Annotated in this window: 10 protein-coding genes and 3 pseudogenes; 4 read left to right on the top strand and 9 right to left on the bottom strand. The window is 32.2% G+C overall.

The annotated features are described in order from the left end of the window. The first annotated feature begins 189 nt into the window (after nt 1-189). Nucleotides 190-405, top strand: a complete 216-nt coding sequence (locus U860_RS0123210; RefSeq protein ID WP_025150375.1) for a spore germination protein — start codon at nt 190-192, stop codon at nt 403-405. 480 nt (nt 406-885) lie between these two features. Next, nucleotides 886-1275 carry a hypothetical protein gene (locus tag U860_RS0123215; RefSeq protein WP_025150376.1) on the top strand — a complete coding sequence of 130 codons (390 nt, stop codon included), beginning with the start codon at nt 886-888 and terminating at the stop codon, nt 1273-1275. Nucleotides 1276-1822: 547 nt separating this feature from the next. Here the strand turns inward: U860_RS0123215 and U860_RS0123220 are convergent. The 4 genes and pseudogenes from U860_RS0123220 to U860_RS36590 form a co-directional block, all read right to left on the bottom strand. Further along, nucleotides 1823-2076: pseudogene (locus U860_RS0123220) on the bottom strand (hypothetical protein); the annotation flags it as partial. A 21-nt stretch (nt 2077-2097) separates the two neighbouring features. Continuing rightward, nucleotides 2098-2379: a hypothetical protein gene (locus U860_RS0123225; RefSeq protein ID WP_071718313.1), complete on the bottom strand. Its 282-nt coding sequence runs from the start codon at nt 2377-2379 to the stop codon at nt 2098-2100. Nucleotides 2380-2827: 448 nt separating this feature from the next. After that, entirely contained in the window at nt 2828-3166 is a 339-nt protein-coding gene (locus U860_RS36910) for a polymorphic toxin type 8 domain-containing protein (protein WP_081806876.1), read from the bottom strand. Between the two features lie 241 nt (nt 3167-3407). After that, nucleotides 3408-3707, bottom strand: a pseudogene (locus tag U860_RS36590) (IS4 family transposase); the annotation flags it as partial. 288 nt (nt 3708-3995) lie between these two features. Between U860_RS36590 and U860_RS0123235 the strand changes: the two are divergent. Then, on the top strand, nt 3996-5375 hold the full coding sequence (locus U860_RS0123235; protein WP_025150379.1) for an aldehyde dehydrogenase: 1380 nt from the start codon (nt 3996-3998) through the stop codon (nt 5373-5375). A gap of 275 nt (nt 5376-5650) precedes the next feature. Beyond that, nucleotides 5651-5911, top strand: coding sequence for a DUF2304 family protein (locus U860_RS31875; protein WP_025150380.1), 261 nt, complete (start codon nt 5651-5653; stop codon nt 5909-5911). 24 nt (nt 5912-5935) lie between these two features. On the opposite strand, the gene U860_RS0123245 is transcribed toward U860_RS31875, so the two are convergent. From U860_RS0123245 to U860_RS31890, 5 genes and pseudogenes are all read right to left on the bottom strand, one after another. Then, nucleotides 5936-7228, bottom strand: a complete 1293-nt coding sequence (locus U860_RS0123245; protein WP_025150381.1) for a glycosyltransferase family 39 protein — start codon at nt 7226-7228, stop codon at nt 5936-5938. A 134-nt stretch (nt 7229-7362) separates the two neighbouring features. After that, entirely contained in the window at nt 7363-7731 is a 369-nt protein-coding gene (gene tnpB, locus U860_RS31880) for an IS66 family insertion sequence element accessory protein TnpB (protein ID WP_081806877.1), read from the bottom strand. Then, nucleotides 7728-7925, bottom strand: coding sequence for a hypothetical protein (locus U860_RS36595; RefSeq protein WP_240184490.1), 198 nt, complete (start codon nt 7923-7925; stop codon nt 7728-7730). The genes tnpB and U860_RS36595 overlap by 4 nt, the downstream gene beginning before the upstream one ends. After that, complete coding sequence (locus U860_RS36915) at nt 7922-8047, bottom strand: hypothetical protein (RefSeq protein WP_275887066.1); 126 nt, start codon at nt 8045-8047, stop codon at nt 7922-7924. Before U860_RS36915 ends, U860_RS36595 begins: the two co-directional genes overlap by 4 nt. Nucleotides 8048-8126: 79 nt before the next feature. After that, nucleotides 8127-8514, bottom strand: a pseudogene (locus tag U860_RS31890) (sigma-70 family RNA polymerase sigma factor). Between the last annotated feature and the right edge of the window lie 374 nt (nt 8515-8888).

An 8888-nucleotide genomic window follows, 5' to 3' on the forward strand; every position in this document is an offset into this window, starting at 1 on the left:
GTTGTTGTTATCCAATTGATAACCTCCCTATTTCGTGTTTGCACACTTATGAGGAGACGTGTCGCACAAAGGATTATTTTATTAGGCTTTCAAACAACCTTCATTTTTAATTTTTCAAATCCAGTTGAACATCTAGACTCATAAACCATATGTCAATTTAAATACTCCCTAAAAAAGTAGGTGAAAGTAATGCCATCTGTTATTGGAAATCTGGTTGTACAAAATAGTAACGGTTCTTTCAACTTAGGTGATTTTTATAACGTTCCTCCAAAAGAAAATACAAAAGCTTATAATGGTTCAGGTGCATCAAATGTTGCTTTTATTGCCAATACCTTTAGCGGTGTTAGTGCAACAAACACATTCGATTCTGATGTTGCAGACCAAAGCCAAGTTGGAACAGCCTAAAATTATTCATCCTTTTCACTTCTGAATAAAATTCCAAATCCTTTCCTTACTTTAGATAAGCCACGATAGCTTGAATCCATTTTTGTGAGTACTTACTCTATGACCCTCTCCTTGAAGCCTAGCAGTTAGCTTTTACTAACTGCTCTTTAATTGGTAACATTACAGATTGTAACAATAATGATTACGTCTTATCATATAAAGGCTCAAATAAATCGAGCTATTATACCCATTCCCCTAGGAAACTAGGGTTTTGGTTTGCTTGAACTACTTACCATACTGTGTGGAATAGAAAAATACAAGGGTTACATAGTACACCACAAGTCACACTGGAATATATTGAAATAAACAAAGAAAAAAAGATGCTATATTAGACAACCTTTATCTTTAAATAAAAAATCCACACTTAACTAGACTCATATACGCACACCATCCTTTCTAGACGAGCATAAGATGTACTAACGAACGAAAGGGGGTAATATTATGGGTTTTGGTTTTGGTGGAGGTTGTGATTTCGATAGATGTCATCATCGAAGAGAAGATCATCGAAAAGAAGATCATCGAAGAGAAGAGCATAATCCTGAGTTACGACAATTTTTAAGAACATTAACTCCCGGCACTTGCATTGTTATTCAATTTGATTCTCAACCACCTACAAGTGCAACATTTCAAGGTTTCCAAGGAAACGACGTAATTATTCTATCTGACTTTGATTGTTTCCCAGGATTAGCACGTATTGCGATTAGAAAAATTAACGTAGTCTCTATAAATTCACCTGATTGTGATCGTTTCTGTTGCAAACGTCGTAGACATTGCAGAGAATGTGATGAGCATAAACATGAACGCGAACATGATCGTAGAGATGATTTTTAAAAATTTATTAAAAGAAAAACCTTTCCTTTAATTTATAAGCCAATTTGCAAGAAAAACACCTATTAAAAAAATAGGTGTTTTTCTTTTCTAAATGTTACCCAACTGAACATAAATAACAAACCATTTCATATAGCGGACATATACTATTGTAAGGTTAGCATCCAAAAGACCCAAATAAATACCCATGTCAAGAAATAAAACAACAGCACATTTATTCAAAATGTACAAGCCAATTACCAAATTATTCATATTCTATAATTAAGGATTAATCAATCCTATACCACCAACCCATAAAGTTACCTACGTATATTTAAATGTGCAAATGTACAAACCTAATTAAAAATCTACACATATAATGTACCCTACCTTTCTATTATCTTATTAAAGGAATTTATTTTTATATAAATTCCTTTTTTTAAGTATTTAAATACTTAATTTAATCTACATAACATAATCAATCCCAAAATAATTAATATAATAATCCTTAAAAAAAATAAGATAAGAGCCCTCTCCTCTTATCTTTTACTGGTATTTATTTAAAATACTATTAAACTACTCGTCGGACACTAATAACATCTAGACTTGTCACATTAATATTCGCACCAGCATCAACCCAAATAAGAAATCCATCCTCTACACGAATAAAGACCCCTGTTCCATTGATCTGATCTCCAGCGGAAAAAACATTAATTCTGTCGCCTTCTCGTAAACCATCTAATCTTCTTCGTCCTTCAAAATTACCCACTTCTCTCACCTCCTCACATTCTCTTTTTTTCTTCGGTTTCCATTACGTTCATCACATTCACATTATTTAAAATACTATTAAACTACTCGTCGGACACTAATAACATCTAGGCTTGTCACATTAATGTTCGCACCAGCATCAACCCAAATAAGAAATCCATCCTCTACACGAATAAAGACCCCTGTTCCATCAATCTGATCTCCACCGGAAAAAACATTAATTTTGTCGCCTTCTCGTATACCATCTAATCTTCTTCGTCTTTCAAAATTACCCACTTCTCTTACCTCCTCACATTCTCTTCTTCTTCTTCTTCTGTTTCTATTACATTCATCACATTCACATCTACGTTCAAAAGACATTTAACATAACCCCTTTTTCCTAAAAATTTATTTACACCATATTTTATGAAAAAAGTAAATCAATTGATTAGACTTTTTTCCTCTATCAAACATCCAATTAACTAATTTATAAAAAAAAAATTACTAATTTCAACAATTGTACAAGCCATTTTTTATTACTTACATAGATTAACAATGAGATGATAATCATCTTACTATACTCCAAAACCCTAAATTACCTGTTCGGTAACTATCTTTAAAAAACAGAAAAAAGGACAGTTTTTCAATTGTCCTTTTTTCTTATTTGTAAATATCTATTTTAAAAATTAAACACCCCTTACTAATAAATACATACATTATATAGTGCTCCAACACACTACTAAAAAACACTCCACTAACAAAAAAAGAACTTATTTTCTATCTGTCAAGAATTTAAGTTCTTTTTTAATCATTTAATATCCTGTTATTTTTATAATAAGATATAATTTTCTTTCCTTGATTCTTCTCCTCTTCGATGGGCTAATTGGTATCCTGGTGGATTCCGAAGATGTTTTTTCTTTTTACGCTTCATCTCATTAATCTCTTGTTTAATCCACCCACGTAAAGATCTAGAAACTTTTTGATCAGTTGCTAATTGTCTTAATTTGGTACTTCCCCCTGCTCTTCCTGCATTTTTAACTACGGCTTTGGCAGCTTTAACTCTACCTTCACCAACTATACCTAAGGTTCCGGCTATTAAGATTTGTTTTCTACTCGCACCAGACTTATAAGCTTTATACGCATACTTATCAGGGTTTATTAAGTTAATTTAATCAAACTTTATTCCAAGGCTACAAATATATCAAAGACTGTTTTCTTCTCATTGCGATGAGACTTTCGCCCATTTTTATGCAAGAGATTGAACAAACGAAGGAAGATTTTTAATAGTTCTTGGGCATTTTGTTGTAGAGATTGAAATATAAATAGTAATCCTTAATGATTTAGATTGCTTTATATTCACTTAGTTCTCGCTTCTTTTTGTTGAGGAGTAAGTGGCGCATTTTGTACACAGTAGAAGAATAAAATTGTTGGTGAAGTAAATGTGCTAAAAGTTGTTGTAAAAACTGAACAGCCTGAGAATTAAAGCATTGATTGAGTCCTTCTGGGCTCATAGAAATGCCTGTGTTAGCTTCTAATCAACTACATAATTGTGTCAATGAAGTATGAACTATGTTTTGACTTAACCAAATACATAGGGCCACTAAGTCTTGTGCGCGGTATTTATTTTTTCGTTTCACAAATCCTGTATTTCTAGCTAATTGCTCTAAAACATCAGGTGATATATATCGTTGCAATTCTTTAGAAAACAATTCTAATTCATCAAAAGCTGATAATTAGTAATAATTAATAGTCCAATAATCCCACTTATGTAAGCAAAAAATCCCTTCAGATCTACTGGAGAAATTTTTAAAGATTTTATGCTACACAGAAAACACCCTTTCAGTCTAAAATTATTTTCTAAGATTATCACCCTTAGTTTAACAGTAGCTTTTATCAACAAACGGATGCATTAGTAAATAGGATATGTGGATTAAATACCCTCTACAATTGATGGACATGGTATGTAAATATTTTCTTGCTATTGGAGGGATTTCCTAGTGGTTGATAACATACAACAACTTATTCAAGAACATAGACAATTTTTCCATCATGATCATACAAGAGGTCTTCAATTCCGGCTTGAACAGTTAGAAAAGTTGAAAGATTCTATTCAAAAATATGAAAATCAAGTGCTGAGCGCATTATATCAAGATTTACACAAAAGCGAGTTTGAAGCATACGCTGCAGAAGTTGGTTTCGCATTTAACAGTATCAATTTTATAATGAAATACCTAAAGCAATGGACGAAACCTCAAAAAGTAAAAACGCCTATTCATTTTGCCCCATCCAAAAGCTACATAATAAAAGAGCCATATGGTACTGTGCTAATTATTGGACCTTTTAATTATCCCTTCCAATCATTAATTGAACCTCTCATTGGGGCAATTGCGGCAGGAAATTGTGTAGTTCTCAAGCCTTCAGAAAATGCACCAAATGTTTCAGCTGTAATTAACAAAATAATAAGTGAAACGTTTGATAAGCAATACATTCGTGTAATTGAAGGAGGCAGGGAAACAACTTCTTTATTGATTCATGCACCATTTGACCATATCTTTTTTACTGGTAGCGTTCAAGTTGGAAAAATTGTCATGGAAGCTGCGGCGAAAAATCTTGTACCAGTAACATTAGAACTTGGTGGAAAAGGACCAGCTATTGTCGATAAAACTGCTAACCTCGATATAGCAGCCAAGCGCATTATCTGGGGAAAATTTATAAATGCTGGGCAATCCTGTATTGCACCTGATTATGTTATTGTACACAAATCTGTCAAGGCAAAACTGATTTCGAAAATGAAAAAAATCATTACAAACTTTTATGGATCAGATGTATTAAAAAGCAATGATTACGGTCGAATTGTTAATGAGAGACAATTCGATAGACTTACTTCTATATTAGAGCAAGACAAAAATTATATAGTATTTGGTGGAAATTCATCTAGAAGCCATTTATATATTGAACCAACACTTCTTGAAGTAAAATCATGGGATGATGCAGCTATGAAAGAAGAAATTTTCGGACCGATTTTACCAATTATGGATTACAATGATTTAGATGAAGTCATTCATACGGTTAACAACCAGCCCAAACCGTTAGCTTTGTATGTGTTTACTGAAAATAAAAATGTTGAAAAGCAGGTATTAGGACGAATTTCTTTTGGAGGAGGATGCGTCAACGATACAATGTCGCATATGGCTAATCTCCACTTACCTTTTGGTGGAGTAGGAAATGCAGGATTCGGCGCCTATCATGGGAAACATAGCTTTGATGCTTTTACACATTGTAAAAGCATTTTAAAGAAAAGCTCAAGGATAGATTTAGGGTTTGTATTTCCACCGTATAGGAACAAAATTAAAATTTTGCGAAAGATTTTTAAGTAATACGATTTGTTAAACATTAATGTTGATATTAAAGAAGAAATATAAGGAAATTAAATTCTTGACAGATAGAAAATATGGCCTTTTTTGTTAGTGGAGTGTTTTTTAGTAGTGTGTTGGAGCACTATATAATATATGTATTTATTAGTAAGGTGTATTTGATTTTTAATATATATATTTGCAAATAATAAAAAAAAGACAGTTGAAAAACTGCCTTTTTTTCTATCTTTTAAAGATAGTTACCGAACAGGTAATTTAGGGTTTTGGGGTATGGTAAGATGATTATCATCTCATTGTTAATCTATGTAAATAATAAAAAATGGCTTGTACAATTGCGGAAATTAGTAATTTTTATTTTTAGTAAACTGTTGAAAGTAGAGTATCTACCATCCGTTTTACTCTTATTTGGACTTTTATTCTGCTTCATCTTAATTTTTGATTTAACACGAAAGATTTCTAAGCTTCATCATCAACTTGTTACATTAACACAAGATTATGCACTATTAAAACAAAAATTAAAAGTAAAGGATGAAGAGTAACTTCCATTTTACTTTTCTATTCTATTAACCTTTTAAAACTATCTCTTTTTTAAACATGAGTTTATTTGCCTTCATTACAGTTGCTACAATTCCTACTCCTATTACAATAAATAACAATGGCATTAATGGGAGTGCATATCGTTCATATGCCACATACAGGCATGTTAGGTACGTTTGTAATAAAAGGATTAACCATAAAAACGTAGTCTCTCTCCACCTTTTCAAAAGAAAAACAAATGAAAGTACTGTACATATTAAAAACATCTGTTTTATGAAGTCAAAAATCTCATTCATATCTTTTGCAGAGACATCAAAAACTTCAATATTATGCTCTATAGAATAATACGGTTTCTTCCAAAGAATTTCTGGTTTTAAAATTAAATAACTCCGGATCATAGACTCTTTGTCTGTCTTCCACCATTCTTTCATTTTATCTATAGCTATTTTTTGTTCTAATTCCATAAATTCATGTGCTTCAATGTCAGGGTATTTTGCATGTAATTCTACTTCAAGTTCTCCCATATCCTTTCCTCCTGGATAGCCTTCTCCTTGATATGTCCCTAGTAATAATGGATTCCCTGCTCCAGCAGTTAACGGAATAAATTTATTGAATTGAATATAATTACGAGCCCACCATGGTCCAAGTACTATAAGTGCTATTCCTATACTTATAAATGCCTGTTTCATCATAATACGGAACGGATAACGCTTCATCACAAGATACATAAACAGCAATATTGGATATAAAGCTATTTGCACGCGGAAGTACAATGCTAAAAAGTAGAATGTTAATACAATCAGAAGGTCTTTCGTTGAATGAGTATCAGCTAATTTTAAACTCCAATATAATAGTCCTAACGAAAAGAATAAAAATGGGCCTTCTGTTAATGTTAAATTTTCCATAACGATTTCCGGAGGATACATCGCTAATAAGAAAGCACCTATTAATCCTGCTGCGGGATTCAACAAATAAGTACCAATCTTATACGTTAGAAAAATACTTAGTACTCCTAATATTATAATGATTAATTTAGCCACAAAGAGACCGTCAACGCCATTACCAAAAAAATAAAATACAGCAGCTAATAAAGCTGGAAAACCTGGCATAATATGAATAGTTGGTTTATCAGGCTCATGATATGTTAACGTTCCCGTTTCTAATAAAATAGTAGCTGTTTTTTGATAACCTATATCATCACTAGCTATGGTCAAATCTGTACCATGTGTTTGTAAAGTTATAAAACGAAGTGCAAAACCAACTATCATAATGATTCCTAAAAGAATCCTACTAGGTCTGCGAATAAATCGGCCTAACATTTCATCCTCTCCTTTCGTACATACACCTTTAGTAAACGTCAAGTAACTCCAAAATATACAACAAAGGTTGATTTGAGTGAGAAAGTGTTGTTTTTCCAAATAAATACATTCGACAAAATTATCCAAATTCCTTTTCATATATGATTTTTATAAAATGGTTCTCGCATGTGCAGCTTGATGGATTTACTTTTGGTGAAAAGCAACTCCATCAGAAGCCATCTCAATTGTCGATTTGATATGGTAAGTGGTACACTTGAATGTTTAGTTGGCCAGTAAAGCGTTCTCTTTTCCAATCTGCAATAGTGCAACCAGAAACCATTATGTTCCCAAACAAGAATTTTTAGTTTATCGCGTGAGCCATTGCAAAAAACAAATAAACAAGAAGAGAAGGGATCTAGCTCAAATTCTTCTTTTACAATAGCCGCTAGTCCATCAATCGATTTACGTAAATCTGTTGCTCCTTGTGCAAGATATACTTTTTCAACCGCTACTTCTGATATCATTGTTGTTTCACCGTCTGTATCACTTGTAGGAGCACTTGCGGAGTAAAAGGTACATCTAATTCAATGGTTGCTTCTTGAATGTGAATTCGAATGGTGACATGTATGTTTTCTTCTACGACAGGGGCATTCATAGAAATCCAATCCACACGCTCTTTCTTATTCTGATCTTCCGTTTGAGGTGATAATTTTTTCAACCAATAGTAAAGCCGATGAGCCGATAGGTTCTTTTTTTACACCAAGCAACTTTTGATAATCCACTGTTTTTATAGTCTTGAATATAGACTTCCCATTCTTTTTTTAATAGGTGTTTTTCCATAAAAAAACCTCCACATGTAGTATGTAAGGAGATTATCTCATGGGTTATTTATAAATGGCAGGTGGGGAATATTTGACGCTTACGTTTCTTCTTTCATGTCTAATAAAGATGAAATTTCCTTATAAGATAATTCATAATCATATTTTATATAATAAAATATCCTTGTAAGCTGGATTCATTATTTCCAGCACTGCTTGTATTTCCATTTGGAATTCTTTCGTTAGAATAATTTCATCTAACGATTTTTGACCAATAAGTATAACTGACTCAATAGGTACCGGATTAAAACGTTTTGATTTTCTATATAAGTCCCGATATTGATTAATTGCTACCCTTAATAACCACGGAGTCAGTTTTTCTACCGAAATATCTTCAGCATCTTTTACCTCTACACTAAGCTTTAATAAATATTTATCAATAACTTGAGATTTTTCTACTAATAGTGATTCAAATATACCATGAATCATCTGACTTCCCCTTCTATATAATTAACGTTTGAAAACGTAAAATGTATACAAACTTTGTAAAAAAAGTCAAAATAAAGTACATCAATGTATGATGTACAATACATATTTTCTATATAACCACATTTAACATAACACCACTTAGCGGAAGTCAATCTATCTAGAAGCATAGAAGAGTTACTTCAAATCTTCTGAAGAGAATATTCGTTCACATAATCACCATTATCAGTAGTTAATCTGCCTAATTATAAAGGAGAATAAGCTCCTTTATTTTCTTTAAGCATATCATGTAAAAGAATATGAAATATTTATAAAAAGTAGGTGACAACATGACATTCGATTCTCACCGTATTATAGGTTTCCCTGGAATGGGTATG

The organism is Bacillus sp. H1a, assembly GCF_000633475.1.
GTDB lineage: Bacteria > Bacillota > Bacilli > Bacillales > Bacillaceae_G > Bacillus_A > Bacillus_A paramycoides.